Below are 13855 nucleotides of genomic sequence, written 5' to 3'. Positions count from 1 at the left end.
CTCGGGGGCCGGGCCTCGGCGCGTGTGAGCGTGGCGGTGCGCCCCGGCGTGTTTTCTGGATGCCTCGCCGGTAGCGGCCGAGCCGCCACCGATGCGAGCGGCCGCCTCCCCTACTGTGCGCTGCACGCGAGCTCCGCGGTCTCGCACAGCGGGGCACTAGCTGGCGGTCTCCTCGTGCACGAAGGCGGTGAGGCGTTCGAGCATGCTCGGGTCCGTGCTGGGCAGCACGCCGTGGCCGAGGTTGAAGATGTGGCCGTCGGCGGCGCGGCCCCGCGCCAGGATGTCGCGCGTACGGTCCGCGACGACCTCCCAGGGAGCGAACAGGGTGGCCGGGTCCAGGTTGCCCTGGAGCGCCGTGCCCGGCTGGACCCGCTGGACGGCCTTGTCCAGGGGCACCCGCCAGTCCACGCCCACCACGTCGGCCCCGGCCTCGCTGAGCAGGCTCAGCAGCTCGCCGGTGCCCACGCCGAAGTGGATGCGCGGCACCTCGTACTCGCTCAGCTGACCGAAGATCCACGAGGTGTAGGGCAGCACCGAGGCACGGTAGTCCTCGGCGCTGAGCGCCCCCACCCAGGAGTCGAAGAGCTGGACCGCGCTGGCCCCGGCCTCGATCTGGGTCCGCAGGAAGGCCAGGGTGATGGTCGCCAGCCGCCGCATGAGCTCGTCCCACAGCTCGGGCTCGCCGTACATGAGCGCCTTGGTGCGCTCGTGGTTCTTCGACGGCCCGCCCTCGATGAGGTAGGAGGCCAGGGTGAACGGCGCACCCGCGAATCCGATGAGCGGCTTGTCACCGAGCTCACCCAGGAGCTGGCCGACCGCCTCGGTGACGTATGGGACGTCACCGGGTTCGAGCTCGCGCAGGCGCTTGATCCCGCTGGCGTCGCGGATCGGCTCGTCGACCACCGGGCCCACACCCGGCTTGATGTCCAGGTCGATCCCGATGGCCTTGAGCGGAACCACGATGTCGCTGAAGAAGATCGCGGCGTCCACGTCGTAGCGGCGGACCGGCTGCATCGTGATCTCGGTGATCAGGTCGGGCCGCGCACACGCCTCAAGCATCGGCACGTCGGCGCGGACCCGTCGGTACTCGGGCAGGGAGCGCCCTGCCTGGCGCATGAACCACACCGGCGTGTGGGACACCGGGAGGCGCCGGCAGGCGCGAAGGAAGGGAGATTCTTGAAGCGTCACCCTTGAATCGTGCCATGCCCGCCCCGGTGGTCTCACTCGGATCGACGTAGTCGGTGGTCACCGTCGGGGGAACGATCCGGGCCGGGCGGGGGCGAACCGGGTCGGACGGACTTCCGGGCGGTCCCAAGATCATCACAAAACACCGACACGCCGGGGGAACTGCGACTCCGCGCGGGTCTGTCGTGCCACGGTCGACTTCGTGCCCACCATCACACCATCGGCGGGGCACGTCCCGACGACCCCCGCCAGGACGCGTGATCACCACCAAATGAAGGCTGACGTTTCCACCATGCCCGATGTCGGTAGCGCCGAGAACGCTCAAGAGACGTTCCGGCGAGCGGTCGAGGCCCTGCGCTCTCCCCTCATCCGCCCCGAGATCGCCGTTCGGGAGATCCCCTCGCCCCAGCGGCTGGCGCCGCACTCCGCCGCCGTGTCCGCCGAGGTCTCGGTCCAGGGCGAGGAGATCGCCTGGGGACGGCTGATCGTCCTGTACGACCCCGAGGGCACCCGCGACTGGCCCGGCCCCTTCCGGGTGGTCTGCCAGGCCAACTCCGAGCTGGAGTCGGAGATCGCGACCGACCCCCTGCTGGGCCCGGTGGCCTGGAGCTGGCTCACCGACGCGCTGGAGGCCCACGGCGCAACCCACCACACCCTGAGTGGCACGGTGACCCGGGCCACCACCGAGGGGTTCGGCACCAAGGCCCACGAGGGAGCCACCACGGAGGTCGAGATGCGCGCCTCGTGGACCCCCGAGTCCGAGGACCTGTCCGGGCACATGAACGCCTGGCTGGCGTTGCTGGCGTCGGCTTCGGGGCTCCCGCCGCTGGACGTCACCGACATCGCACGCCAGCGATCCCGCCCCTGAGCACCCCTCGGACGCGCCCCCGACCCCGGCGCCGGACCTGGGAGGCCGGTATCGCCCGCCGATCCCGAAAGGGCCCGTATCTGCGTTCGGTGGCGACAGCGCATACCGTAGTGGTGTGGCGAACGCGTTGAACTCCAAGACAGACCCCCGCGAACCCGAAGACGACGCGGAGAGGGCGCCCCTACTGCGGGAGCCGCGCGAGGGCCTGCCCGAGGTCACCTCCGACGCGGCCTCACTGGCCGGAGTCATAGCCGCTCTGAACTCGGGTTCGGGGCCCGTCGCCGTGGACGCGGAGCGCGCCTCGGGGTACCGGTACGGGCAGCGCGCGTACCTGGTGCAGCTGCGCCGGGAGGGCTCGGGGTCGGCTCTGATCGACCCGATCGCCTGCCCGGACCTGAGTGAGCTCAACTCCGCGATCGACGGCGCCGAGGTGGTGCTGCACGCCGCGCACCAGGACCTGCCGTGCCTGACCGAGATCAACCTGCGCCCGAACCGGCTGTTCGACACCGAGCTGGCCGGGCGGCTGCTGGGCTACCAGCGGGTCGGGCTCGGGTTCATGGTGGAGCGTCTGCTCGACGTGCGTCTGGCCAAGGAGCACTCGGCGGTGGACTGGTCACAGCGCCCGCTGCCCGAGGACTGGCTGCGCTACGCGGCCCTGGACGTGGAGATCCTCATCGAGCTGCGGAACTCCCTGGAGACGGAGCTGGAGGAGACCGGGAAGCTGGAGTGGGCCCGCGAGGAGTTCGACTCCGTGCTGGCCGCTCCCCCCAAGGAGCCTCGCGCCGATCCGTGGCGACGCACCTCCGGTATCCACAAGGTCCGCAATCAGCGTGCCCTGGCCGCCGTGCGCGAGCTCTGGTACGAACGCGACCGCATCGCGCAGGAGCGCGACATCTCCCCGGGGCGGGTGCTGCCGGACGCGGCGATCGTGGAGGCGGCCACGGCGATGCCGCGCTCCGCGACGGACCTGACGAAGATCCGCCAGTTCGGTATCAAGCTGGCCCGCCGGTACGTGACCACGTGGATGAAGGCGTTGAACCGGGCCCGGGAGATGCCCCAGGCGGAGTTGCCGCGCCCCAACGCGCCCGGTGACGGCCCGCCCCCGGTGAACCGCTGGGCCGACCGCGCCCCCGAGGCGGCGCGCAGGCTGGAGGCGGCGCGGGCGACCGTGACGGGGATCGCGGAGGACGTCGTGATGCCCACCGAGAACCTTCTGCTGCCGGACACCGTCCGAAGGTTGGCGTGGGCTCCGCCGGAGCCCGTGGACGCGGACTCGGTGGGTGAGTTCCTGCGCACACGCGGCGCCCGGAACTGGCAGATCGGGCTCACTGCGGGACCCCTCGCCGCGGCGCTCCTGGGTGCTGAAAAAGGCTGATCAGTACCCTCTTCAGCCGCTTTGAACCCAGACGTGACTGAACTCACCCCAACACGAGGGTGGTTCACGCCTGTTCCATAGCCCGCTGTCCGATTAAGTTATAGAAACGTGCTCTGAAAACTCAGGGCCGTTTCGTCAACGGGTGTGTACCGAATCGTGGGCTCACAAGGCTCTCGGCTCGTGTGATCAGGGAAATGTGGTGAGTCTGCTTGTCGTTCTGGCGTGCGCTGCTACGCGAGGCGGGGTTGACGCGTTCTGCCAAGGTCGAGTCGACCGAGGCCGCCATGCCCGCTTCCGACGATCAGTTCGAGGAACCCGCCGCCGTACCCCAGCAGGTACCGGCCTCGGCGGGCAGGGTGGCCGGGCAGCGACCGCTGCCCCAGCGGACGGCCGTGTCCGGCACGGTGGCCAAGGCCCCCACGGCCGGGACGCGGGCGGCTTCGCTGGAGCGCACCCTCCAGTCCCTGGTGGAGCGTCTGGGCACCGAGCACCCGGACACCATCACCGCCCGGAACAACCTGGCCACCAAGTACGCCCAGATGGGTCGGCGCCAGGCCGCCGTGCAGCAGTTCGAGCTGGCCCTGGGCGAGGCCGTCGCCGTCTACGGCGAGGAGCACCCCCGGACCGAGATCATCCGGGAGAACCTCGCCTGGGCGCTGGAGGACGTGGGCTGCCCCGCCGACGCCGCCGCGCAGTGGGAGATCCTGCTCGGCCAGCGGGAGAGCCAGTTCGGCCCGGCCGACGAGGACACGGTGGAGGCGCGTATGCGCCTGGCCGTGTGCTACCGCCGCAGCGGCCGGGTGGACGCCGCGGTGGCCCACTACGCGCGGGCCATCGAGGACGTCGCCTCCACCGAACGTCGTGAGGAGCTGCGGCTGGGCATGAGCGCGGCGCAGAGCATGGCCGGCCGGTACGAGGAGGCCGTCTCGCAGCTGCGCATGGTGCTGGCCGGGCGCCGCCGTCGCCTGGGCAAGGGCCACCTGGACACCCTCGCGGTGCACCACCGGCTGGGCCGCGCCTACACGCAGGCGGGCCGGGCGGACGAGGCGGTCGAGGTGCTGCGCGAGGCCTACAGGGTGGCGCTCAACTCCTCGGGCGACCCGGAGGTCAGACGGTTGACCATGAGACTTCGCCGCGACCTGGCGGGTGCCTACAACGCCGCCGGTCGCCACCGCGAGGCCAACGCGCTGCTCTGACCCAGGCGACACACCCGACGCTCACCGGGGCCGGGAACTCCATGGGGGTTCCCGGCCCCTTCCCGTGCCCGGGTGTGCGCACCGCGGGCGGGGGAAGGAGCCAGCCACGTGCGAAATCCATTCGCGTCCACCCGCCCTGCGCTGACATGATCCGTCCGTCGTCAGCCCCACCGGAGAGAGCCATGCGCGAACTGAGCCACGAGGAGATTCGATCCTCGTTCGTCAACTGCCCCAAGGGCGAGACCAAGCGGTTGAGCTTTCCCTCGACCCTGCCGGTCCTGGACTGGGAGGACACGGACTTCCTCGGTTGGACCGACCCCAAGGCGCCGGGCCGGGCCTACCTGGTGGTCGACTCCGGCGAGGAACCCCTTGGGATCGCCCTGCGACTGCCGACCGGGAACCGCAAGGCCAACTTCTTCAAGTCGATGACCTGCTCGTTCTGTGTGACGGTCCACCCCGCCGGTGGGGTTCGGCTGTTCAGCGCGCCCAAACCCGGCAAGGCCGGTCGGCAGGGGGACACGGTCGGCCTGTACATGTGCGCGGACCTCGCCTGCCCGCTCTACGTGCGGGGCAAGCGGGAGTCCGCGCTGATCCAGCCAGCGGAGACCATCACCCGTGAGGAGCGCATCCAGCGCCTGCACCTCAACGTGGACCGCTTCGCCTCCTCCTTCCTCACCCTCGGCTGAGTCCTCCGGGACACGGGCTCCGTAATCAGGTGAGTTCGCGGGCGGGCGGCAACGGAGAGGGGGAATCGGCCGGGGCCGCGTCCTCCTCCGGTTCCGGGGCGATGAGCTGCCCGGCGGCAAGGTCCCGGTAGAGGCCGTCACGTTCGACCAGTTCGGCGTGAGTGCCCACCGCGCGGACCCGACCCGTCTCCAGGACCACGATCCGCTCCGCGCTGGTGACCGTCGACAACCGGTGCGCGACGACGATCACGTTGGTGTCGCGTGCCGCCGCCAGCATCACCGCCTTGAGGGCACCCTCGTTGGCGGCGTCCAGCTGGGAGGTGGCCTCGTCCATGAGGAGCAGCCGGGGGCGGCGCAGCAGGGCACGGGCGATCGCCACGCGCTGGCGTTCGCCGCCGGAGATGGTCACGCCCCGGTGGCCGATCGGGCTCTCCAGTCCGTCGGGCAGGCGTTCGACCAGGTCCGTGAGGCGGGCGGTGCGGATCACCTTCCGGAGCTGCTCCTCGGTGGCGTGCGGGGCGGCCATGGTGAGGTTGGCGCGCAGGGTTCCGTCCAGGACCGGCGCGTCCTGTTCGACGTAGCCGATCTGCGAGCGCAGAGCCTCGAGGGGCCAGTCGCGGACGTCGGTGCCGTCCAGGCGCACACTGCCGGAGGTGGCGTCGTAGAAGCGCTCGATCAGGGAGAACACGGTGGTCTTGCCCGAACCCGAGGGGCCGACCAGGGCGGTCAGGCCCGGCCCCGAGGCCTCGAAGCTCACACCGTGGTGCACCAGGGGCAGCTCGGGGTGGTAGCGGAAGGTGACGTCGGTGAGGCAGACCTCGGCGGGGCGTGCGGCGGCGGGTTCGGTGCGAGCGGCCCCTGGGTCCTCCTGTTCGAGGTCGGCGACCTCGTCGATCCGGCGGACGGCGGCCAGTCCGGTCTGGAGCTCGGTGGCCGACCGCACCAGGGAGCTGATGGGTTCCATGAGGTAGAAGAGCAGCAGCAGGAAGGCGATGAGGGAGGACACGCTCATGCTCCCCGCTGCCACCATGCCGCCGCCCACGCCCAGCACCACGAGGAAGCTGGTGTTGACCGCGAGCATGGACAGCGTGCCGGCCAGCGCGGTCCATCCGGCCACGGAGACTCCCCTGCGCCAGGACTCCACGGCGGCCTCGTCGAGGTCGGCGATCTCGGCGCGTTCGGCGGAGGATGCCTTGACGGTGCGGAAGGCGCCGAAGATCCGTTCCAGGAGTGATCCCATCACCCCGAGCGAGGCCTGGGCTGCCTGGGTGGCGCGGCCGATCCTGGGCAGGACGACCCCCATGAGGAGTCCGACCGCCAGGATCATGCCCAGGGTGATCAGAAGCAGCGTCGGGCTGAGCACCCCCATGACGACGATGCCGCCGACCAGCAGGACCGAGCTGGTGAAGAGGTTGGTGATGCCGCTGGTGGCGACCGAGCGGAGCAGGGTGGTGTCGGCGGTGAGCCGCGAGACCAGGTCACCCGGCTTGAGCCGGTCGAGTTCTCCCACGCGCAGCCGGACGAGACGGCCCACGAGGGTGCGCCGCACGCCGAGCACCACGCTCTGACCGGTGCGTTCGAGGACGAAGGAGCCCAGGGCACCGATGACGGCTCCGATGAGCACCACGGCCAGCAGGGCGAGGATCGGCCCGGAGATGGGCGCGCCGCCGCCCAGGGCGTCGATCACGTACTTGGCCATGAGCGGCTGGACCAGCCCGGTGACGCCGCCGAGGAACGTCAGGGCACCGCCGACGAGGAGCATCCGCCAGTGGGGCCGGGCGTACTCCCACAGTCGCCGCAGGGGTGCCCTGGGCGCCCGTCTGAGCAGTTCCTGGTGTTCGGTGTCAGGTCGTGGCATCGTCGTCCCCGTGTCGTCCCCGTCAGGTGTCCACTCACAGGTAACCGTCATCGCGTGTGCGCCCACAAGCGCCGAAGGTAGGGCGATCGTCCTACTTCGGAAGTGATCGGCCCCGCCGCTCGCACTATTTGTTACCGACGAGTAGCATGGGCTCATACAGTCCACCCAACGCTTGGAGAAGGAGGGGCCATCGTGTCGCGAACTGCCCGCGATGTCGTGTTTGTCGATGGGGTCCGCACCCCGTTCGGCAAGTCAGGCAAGGGCCTCTACGCCGAGACGCGCGCCGACGACCTGATCGTCCGCGTCATCCGCGAACTGATGCGCCGCAACCCGGGCCTGCCCCCGGAGCGCGTCGACGAGGTCGCCATCGCCGCCACCACCCAGATCGGCGACCAGGGCCTGACCCTCGGGCGCACCGCCGCGATCCTCGCCGGGCTGCCGCGCAGCGTCCCCGGTTACTCCATCGACCGCATGTGCGCCGGCGCCCTCACCGCCGCGACCACGGCGGGCGCGGGCATCTCCTTCGGTGCCTACGACGTCGTGATCGCCGGTGGCGTCGAGCACATGGGCCGCCACCCCATGGGCGAGGGCGTCGACCCCAACCCCCGCATCATCTCCGAGAAGCTGGTCGACCCGTCCGCGCTGGTCATGGGCAACACCGCCGAGAACCTGCACGACCGGTTCCCGACCATCACCAAGGAGCGCGCCGACGCCTACGCGGTGCGCAGCCAGGAGAAGGTCGCCAAGGCCTACGCCGACGGCAAGATCCAGCCCGACCTGGTCGAGACCCTGGTCCGCTCGGCGGAGAAGGGCTTCGGACTGGCCACCCAGGACGAGCCGCCGCGTCCCGGCACCACCATGGAGTCGCTCGCGGGCCTCAAGACCCCGTTCCGCGCGCACGGCAACGTGACGCCCGGCAACGCGGCCGGTCTCAACGACGGCGCCACCGGCACGCTGCTCATGGCCGAGGAGGTTGCCGAGGAGCTGGGCCTGGAAGCCAGGATGCGTCTGGTCGACTTCTCCTTCACGGGCGTCGAGCCCGAGGTCATGGGTGTCGGACCGGTCCCGGCCACCGAGAAGCTGTTCGCCCGCCAGGGCATCACGATCGACGACGTCGGCCTGATCGAGATCAACGAGGCCTTCGCCGTCCAGGTGCTCGCCTTCCTCGAGCACTTCGGTATCGCCGACGACGACGCCCGCGTCAACCCGTGGGGCGGCGCCATCGCCGTCGGCCACCCGCTGGCCTCCTCCGGCGGCCGTCTGATGATGCAGCTCGCGCGCCAGTTCGCCGAGCGCCCCGACGTCCGCTACGGCATCACCACCATGTGCGTGGGCCTGGGCATGGGCGGGACCATCCTGTGGGAGAACACCAACTACGAGGGGGGCAAGTGAGCACCGCCATCGAAGAAGCCCGCGAGCTTTTCAAGGACGAGGTCGTCACCAACGCGATCTCCCGCGATGTCGAGCTCCCCTACGGCGCGGGCACCGCTGTCCTGATCACCCTGGACAACGGGCACGACCACACCAAGCCGAACACCTTCGGCCCCGGCGGTCTGCTGAGCCTGGACGCGGCGATCGAGGCGGCCAGGACGCGCACGGACATCGTGGCCGTGGCCGTCACCGGCAAGCCGTTCATCTTCGCGGTCGGCGCCGACCTCACCGGTGTCCCCGCGCTCCAGAACCGCGAGCAGGCCGAGGCCATCGGCAAGCTGGGACACGACGTGTTCCGCAAGCTCGGTGAGCTGGACGTGCCCACCTTCGCTCTGGTCAACGGCGCGGCCATGGGCGGCGGCGTCGAGGTGGCGCTGCACTGCTCGTACCGCACCGTGTCCTCCGGCGTCCCGGCCTTCGCGCTCCCCGAGGCCTTCCTCGGCCTGGTCCCCGGTTGGGGCGGCACCTACCTGCTGCCCAACCTGATCGGCGCCGAGAAGGCCCTGAAGCTGATCGTTGACAACCCGCTCGCCCAGAACAGGATGATCAAGGGCAAGCAGGTCTTCGAGATGGGGATCGCCGACGCGATCTTCGAGCCCGCCGACTTCGTCGAGGAGTCCCTGCGCTGGGCCGCGAAGGTCGTCAAGGGTGACCTCACGGTCGAGCGTCCCGAGGTCGACAAGGGCGAGGCCTGGGACAACGCGGTCAACATGGCCCGTTTCGTGGTCGAGGGCAAGTTGCACGGCGCCGCCCCGGCCCCGGCCCGCGCCGTCGAGCTGGTCGCCGCCGCCAAGACCGCCACCCGCGACGAGGGCTTCGACGCCGAGGACCAGGCGCTCGCCGACCTGATCATGAGCGACGAGCTCAAGGCCGGCCTGTACGCCTTCGACCTCGTGCAGAAGCGCGCCAAGCGTCCCGCCGGGGCGCCGGACAAGTCGCTGGCCCGCAAGGTCACCAAGGTCGGCGTCGTCGGTGCCGGCCTGATGGCAGGGCAGCTGGCCCTGCTGTTCGCGCGCCGCCTGGACGTGCCGGTCGTCATGACCGACCTGGACCAGGACCGCCTCAACAAGGGCGTGGACTACGTCCACGGCGAGGTCGACAAGCTCCTCAAGAAGGGGCGCGTCAACCAGGACAAGGCCAACCACCTCAAGGCCCTGGTCTCCGGTTCGCTCACCAAGGACGCCTTCTCGGACGCCGACTTCGTCATCGAGGCCGTCTTCGAGAAGATGGAGGTCAAGCAGCAGGTGTTCGCCGAGGTGGAGGCCGTGGTCTCCCCCGAGGCGATCCTCGCGACCAACACCTCCTCGCTGTCCATCACCGAGATGGCGTCGAAGCTCCAGCACCCCGAGCGGGTCGTGGGCTTCCACTTCTTCAACCCCGTCGCCGTCCTGCCGCTGCTGGAGATCGTGCGCGGCGACCGTACCGACGACGCCTCGCTGGCCACGGCGTTCGCCACGGCCAAGAAGCTGAAGAAGACCTCGGTCCTGTGCAAGGACGCCCCGGCGTTCGTCGTCAACCGCCTGCTCACCCTGTTCATGGGTGAGGTCCTGGCCGCGGTGGGCGAGGGCACCGAGCCCGAGGTGGCCGACCGCGCGGTCGCGCCGCTGGGTCTGCCGATGTCGCCGCTCATGCTGCTCCAGCTGGTCGGCCCGGCGGTCGGTCTGCACGTGGCCGAGACCCTGCACGGGGCGTTCCCGGAGCGCTTCGCGGTCTCGCCGCAGCTGGAGGCCGTGGTCAAGGCGGGCAGGACGGAGATCTTCGCACCGGACCTGACCATCGACCCCGAGGTGAAGGAACTCCTCAAGGGCGGGGACTCCCCCTCCGAGGAGAAGGAGATCCTGGACCGGGCCCTGCGCGCCATGGCCAAGGAGATCCAGATCATGCTGGACGAGGGTGTCGTGGCCGAGGCCGCCGACATCGACCTGTGCCTGATCACGGGCGCGGGCTGGCCCTTCCACACCGGCGGCATCACCCCGTACCTGGACAAGGTCGGTGTGTCCACCGAGGTGAACGGCAAGCCGTTCCACGAGGGCGCCCCGAAGGCCTTCTAGGCTCTCCGGTCGCCAAGGGCCCGGTCCCCCCACCAGGGGGCCGGGTCCTTTTCGTGTCACAGGGGACGACCCGGTCGGTCCGCGAGACCATGCTTCCAAGCAACCGGCAGCAACGGCCAGCGGGCCTTGGAGGAGCTCATGGTGACGGACACCTACGAGTACACAAGGGCCTGGACCGAGAGCCTCAGGGCCGAGGGAAGGGCCGAAGGGCTGGCCGAAGCAAAGAGCGAGTCCGTCCTGCGAGTGCTCGAGGCCCGGGGGAAGTCCCCCGACGACGCGGCGCGGGAACGGATCGCGGCCTGCCGCGACCTCGGACAACTCGACGTCTGGTTCGACCGGGCCCTGAGCGTCGACTCCGTCGACGAGGTCTTGCGGGACTGAGGCGGATTCGGCCGACCGCCCGGGACGAGCGGTCGGCCGAAAGTAGAATGCTGCCATGAACGAGGCGAGTGGGTGGGTCTCCCCCCTGTGGCGACTGACCGGGTTCCGACTGATCAAGCTCGGCGAGCTCCTCCAGGCGACCACCGCGTCGGCCTTCGAGGAACTGGAGGTCAGCCCACGCCAGTTCCACGTGCTCGCGGCGACGGCGTCCATGGCCGACCCCTCGCAGCAGGAGCTGAGCCGCGCCCTGGGCATCGACCCCAACGTCATGGTCGGGGTCGTCGACGATCTGGAACGGCAGGGGCTGGCCGAACGCGTGCGCAACCCCCGGGACCGCAGGCGCTACATCGTGACCCCCACCGCACGGGCCCTGGAGGTACTGGAGCGGGCCCGCGCGGAGGCCGAGCGGTTGGAGGGCGCGTTCTTCGCCGAACTGAACGAGGACGAGCGCGCCGCCCTGCACGAGCTGTCCGGCCGTCTCGTGGCGGCGCACCCCCGGGTCACCAAGACCGAGTAGTCAGTGGCTCAGGCCCAGCCTGGCGTGCACGCGGCGCAGGGGCGCGGGAGCCCACCAGTTGGCCCGACCGGCCAGGCGCATGGTGACCGGGACCAGCACGCCCCGGATCAGGGTGGCGTCGACCAGGATCACCGCCGCCATCCCCACCGCGAGCATGATCAGGTAGAGGACGCTGGAGGTCGCGTAGACCGCGAAGGAGGCGGCCAGCACCACGGCAGCGGCGGTCACCAGCGGGCCGCTGCGCTGGAGCCCGGCCGCCACAGCGGACGTCGTGTCGCCGGTCAGGTCGTACTCCTCCTTGATCCTGGCCAGCATGAACACCTCGTAGTCCATGGACAGCCCGAAGGCCACGCAGAACATCAGGATCGGGAAGGTCACCTCCAGGGTTCCGTTGGCGGTGAACCCCAGGACACCGGACAGGTGGCCCTCCTGGAACACCCAGACGATCACACCGAACATCACCGCCAGGCTGAGCACGTTGAGCAGGATCGCCTTCAGCGGCAGGAGCAGACTCCCGGTCATCAGGAACAGCAGTACGAAGGTGACCGCCAGGATCATCCCCACCACGAGCGGCACCCGTTCCAGGAGGGCGTCGCCGAAGTCGGTGAGGTCGGCCGGGTAACCGCCGATCGCGGTGTCGGCCGGGGCGGGCACGTCACGGAGGAGGTCGATGAACCCGGAGGCGTCCTCCAGCGCCGTTGAGGCGGGCACCACCGAGAACCACGTCGCCCCCTCCGAGCCGAAGCGTTCGGTGGCGTCCCCGGGTGTGATCGTGAGCCGCCCGTCCTGGTAGGTGCCGGTGCGGGCGTCGACCTGGGCCACCCCGGACACCCGGGACAGGGCGGCGGCGTAGGCGTCGACCTCCTCCGTCGCGGTGTCCGTGGAGTCGACCAGAACGTGCACGGCGTCCATCTCCTCCTGGGAGAAGCCCGCCTCGATCTGCTCCTGGACGTCGCGGCTGGAGTGGCCCTCGGGCAGGACGCGCGCGTCGGGCAGGCCGAAGTTGATACCGAGCGCGGGCAGTGCCAGCAGCAGGACCAGGCCGAGGGCGGGCACACCGTAGAGCAGGGGGCGGCGCGTCATCCGCAGCGCGGTGGCGTGCCACCAACCCCGGTCGGCGCGCGGCTCGCTGCGGGGCCGGACCCGGTGCCCCACCCTCGCGAGCGCGGCGGGCAGAACCACCAGGGCGGCGACCGCGGAGGTCAGGACCACGCCCACTCCGGCGTAGGCGAACGACTGGAGGAAGGGGAAGGGGAAGAGCATCAGGCAGGACAGCGCGATCGCCACGGTGAGGCCGCTGAACACCACGGTGCGCCCGGCTCGGGCCACGGCCAGCTCCACGGCCTCGGTGACTCCGTGGCCCCGGGCGAGCTCCTCTCGGAACCGGGTGATCACGAACAGGCCGTAGTCGACTCCGAGCCCGATCCCCATGACCAGAGTGAGGTTGGCGGCGAAGGTCGACACCTCGGTGAGTGCGGCCACCCCGCGCAGCAGGGCGAGGGTGGTGACCACCGAGTACACCCCCATGGCCAGGGTGAGCGCGGCCACGGAGACCCTGCGGTAGAGCAGCAGGAGCAGGGCGAAGACCAGCGGCAGGATGATGATCTCGGCGCGCACGAAGTCGCTCTGGGCCTGGGCCGCCGCCTGGCGGAAGATCTCGTCGCCTCCCCCGACCTCCACGCGGATCGCGTCGTCGTTGCGGGTGAAGTCGGGTGAGATGTCGGCGAGTGCGGTGCGGGCCTCGGTGACCGACCCCGACATTCGCACGGTGACCAGTGCCTGGGTGGCGTCGTCGGAGCGCATCGCGGGTGAACCGTCGCGCGACCAGTAGGAGGCGGTCTCGACGACACCGTCACGGGCGGCCAGTTCCCGTTCGAGTCCGGTGGCGGCCTCCACGACCTCCGGAGAGTCGACGGTGCCCCGTTGGGCGGTGACCAACAGCAGGAAGTGGTGCTTGCCGGTGCCGAAGCCCTCCTCCAGGGACTGTTCGACCTGGTGGGACTCGGAGCCGGGGCTCTCGAAGCGGCTGAGTTGGAGGCGGTCGAGGACTCCCGCGGCCAGGAAGAGAGCGGCGAGAGCGACGGCCGTGGCCAGCAGCAGGACGCGACCGGAGTGTCGGGCGACCGTGCGCCCGAGCCTGGCAAGCGGTGATGGTCGGGCGGGGGTGGTGACGGGTGGGGCGGCCATGACTTCTCCTGGAGAGTGCGTGTGGCGCCGGGTCAGGTGCACCGATCCCTGATTGATAAAGCGAACATATCGTATGTACTAACTATGATTATGGGAAGCGCTCCCCCGGCAACACGAGGA

General features: G+C 70.4%; 11 protein-coding genes. 8 read left to right on the top strand and 3 right to left on the bottom strand.

The window, feature by feature from the left end; all coding sequences use genetic code 11:
• Positions 1 to 156 precede the first annotated feature (156 nt).
• Positions 157 to 1125, bottom strand: coding sequence for a uroporphyrinogen decarboxylase (gene hemE / locus KBX21_RS09940; RefSeq protein ID WP_234003816.1), 969 nt, complete (start codon positions 1123 to 1125; stop codon positions 157 to 159).
• A 352-nt stretch (positions 1126 to 1477) separates the two neighbouring features.
• Here hemE and KBX21_RS09935 point away from each other — a divergent pair, with 352 nt between their 5' ends.
• The 4 genes from KBX21_RS09935 to KBX21_RS09920 all read left to right on the top strand — a co-directional run bounded on the left by KBX21_RS09935 (position 1478) and on the right by KBX21_RS09920 (position 5310).
• Positions 1478 to 2053, top strand: a complete 576-nt coding sequence (locus KBX21_RS09935; protein ID WP_026129726.1) for a DUF3000 domain-containing protein — start codon at positions 1478 to 1480, stop codon at positions 2051 to 2053.
• A 127-nt stretch (positions 2054 to 2180) separates the two neighbouring features.
• On the top strand, positions 2181 to 3428 hold the full coding sequence (locus tag KBX21_RS09930) for an HRDC domain-containing protein (RefSeq protein ID WP_210841715.1): 1248 nt from the start codon (positions 2181 to 2183) through the stop codon (positions 3426 to 3428).
• 209 nt (positions 3429 to 3637) lie between these two features.
• Positions 3638 to 4624, top strand: coding sequence for a tetratricopeptide repeat protein (locus KBX21_RS09925; protein WP_049566239.1), 987 nt, complete (start codon positions 3638 to 3640; stop codon positions 4622 to 4624).
• Positions 4625 to 4806: 182 nt separating this feature from the next.
• A complete protein-coding gene (locus tag KBX21_RS09920; RefSeq protein WP_049566235.1) occupies positions 4807 to 5310 on the top strand; it encodes an FBP domain-containing protein in 504 nt (167 codons plus the stop codon).
• Positions 5311 to 5335: 25 nt separating this feature from the next.
• Here the strand turns inward: KBX21_RS09920 and KBX21_RS09915 are convergent, their stop codons facing one another.
• The gene (locus KBX21_RS09915) at positions 5336 to 7168 is read right to left on the bottom strand and encodes an ABC transporter ATP-binding protein (RefSeq protein ID WP_210841704.1); all 1833 of its coding nucleotides are present in this window, start codon (positions 7166 to 7168) and stop codon (positions 5336 to 5338) included.
• Positions 7169 to 7384: 216 nt separating this feature from the next.
• Here KBX21_RS09915 and KBX21_RS09910 point away from each other — a divergent pair, with 216 nt between their 5' ends.
• The 4 genes from KBX21_RS09910 (at position 7385) to KBX21_RS09895 (ending at position 11548) form a co-directional block, all read left to right on the top strand.
• Complete coding sequence (locus tag KBX21_RS09910; RefSeq protein WP_199776448.1) at positions 7385 to 8560, top strand: acetyl-CoA C-acyltransferase; 1176 nt, start codon at positions 7385 to 7387, stop codon at positions 8558 to 8560.
• The gene (locus KBX21_RS09905; RefSeq protein WP_049566226.1) at positions 8557 to 10650 is read left to right on the top strand and encodes a 3-hydroxyacyl-CoA dehydrogenase NAD-binding domain-containing protein; all 2094 of its coding nucleotides are present in this window, start codon (positions 8557 to 8559) and stop codon (positions 10648 to 10650) included. Before KBX21_RS09910 ends, KBX21_RS09905 begins: the two co-directional genes overlap by 4 nt.
• Positions 10651 to 10788: 138 nt before the next feature.
• A complete protein-coding gene (locus KBX21_RS09900) occupies positions 10789 to 11031 on the top strand; it encodes a hypothetical protein (protein ID WP_210841703.1) in 243 nt (80 codons plus the stop codon).
• A 55-nt stretch (positions 11032 to 11086) separates the two neighbouring features.
• Positions 11087 to 11548, top strand: a complete 462-nt coding sequence (locus KBX21_RS09895; RefSeq protein WP_210841702.1) for a MarR family winged helix-turn-helix transcriptional regulator — start codon at positions 11087 to 11089, stop codon at positions 11546 to 11548.
• On the opposite strand, the gene KBX21_RS09890 is transcribed toward KBX21_RS09895, so the two are convergent.
• Positions 11549 to 13735, bottom strand: a complete 2187-nt coding sequence (locus tag KBX21_RS09890) for an MMPL family transporter (RefSeq protein ID WP_210841701.1) — start codon at positions 13733 to 13735, stop codon at positions 11549 to 11551.
• Positions 13736 to 13855: the final 120 nt, after the last annotated feature.

This window comes from Nocardiopsis sp. B62, from assembly GCF_018070675.1.
GTDB lineage: Bacteria > Actinomycetota > Actinomycetes > Streptosporangiales > Streptosporangiaceae > Nocardiopsis > Nocardiopsis prasina.
The sequence above is the reverse complement of the archived record's forward strand: the minus strand, read 5'-3'. Positions and strand labels throughout refer to the sequence as shown.

Bases quoted from the DNA above. Each gene is read 5' to 3' on its own strand.
- KBX21_RS09935 (WP_026129726.1), top strand. From the start codon at position 1,478: ATGCCCGATGTCGGTAGCGCCGAGAACGCTCAAGAGACGTTCCGGCGA.
- KBX21_RS09920 (WP_049566235.1), top strand. From the start codon at position 4,807: ATGCGCGAACTGAGCCACGAGGAGATTCGATCCTCGTTCGTCAACTGC.
- KBX21_RS09915 (WP_210841704.1), bottom strand. From the start codon at position 7,168: ATGCCACGACCTGACACCGAACACCAGGAACTGCTCAGACGGGCGCCC.
- KBX21_RS09900 (WP_210841703.1), top strand. From the start codon at position 10,789: ATGGTGACGGACACCTACGAGTACACAAGGGCCTGGACCGAGAGCCTC.
- KBX21_RS09895 (WP_210841702.1), top strand. From the start codon at position 11,087: ATGAACGAGGCGAGTGGGTGGGTCTCCCCCCTGTGGCGACTGACCGGG.
- KBX21_RS09890 (WP_210841701.1), bottom strand. From the start codon at position 13,735: ATGGCCGCCCCACCCGTCACCACCCCCGCCCGACCATCACCGCTTGCC.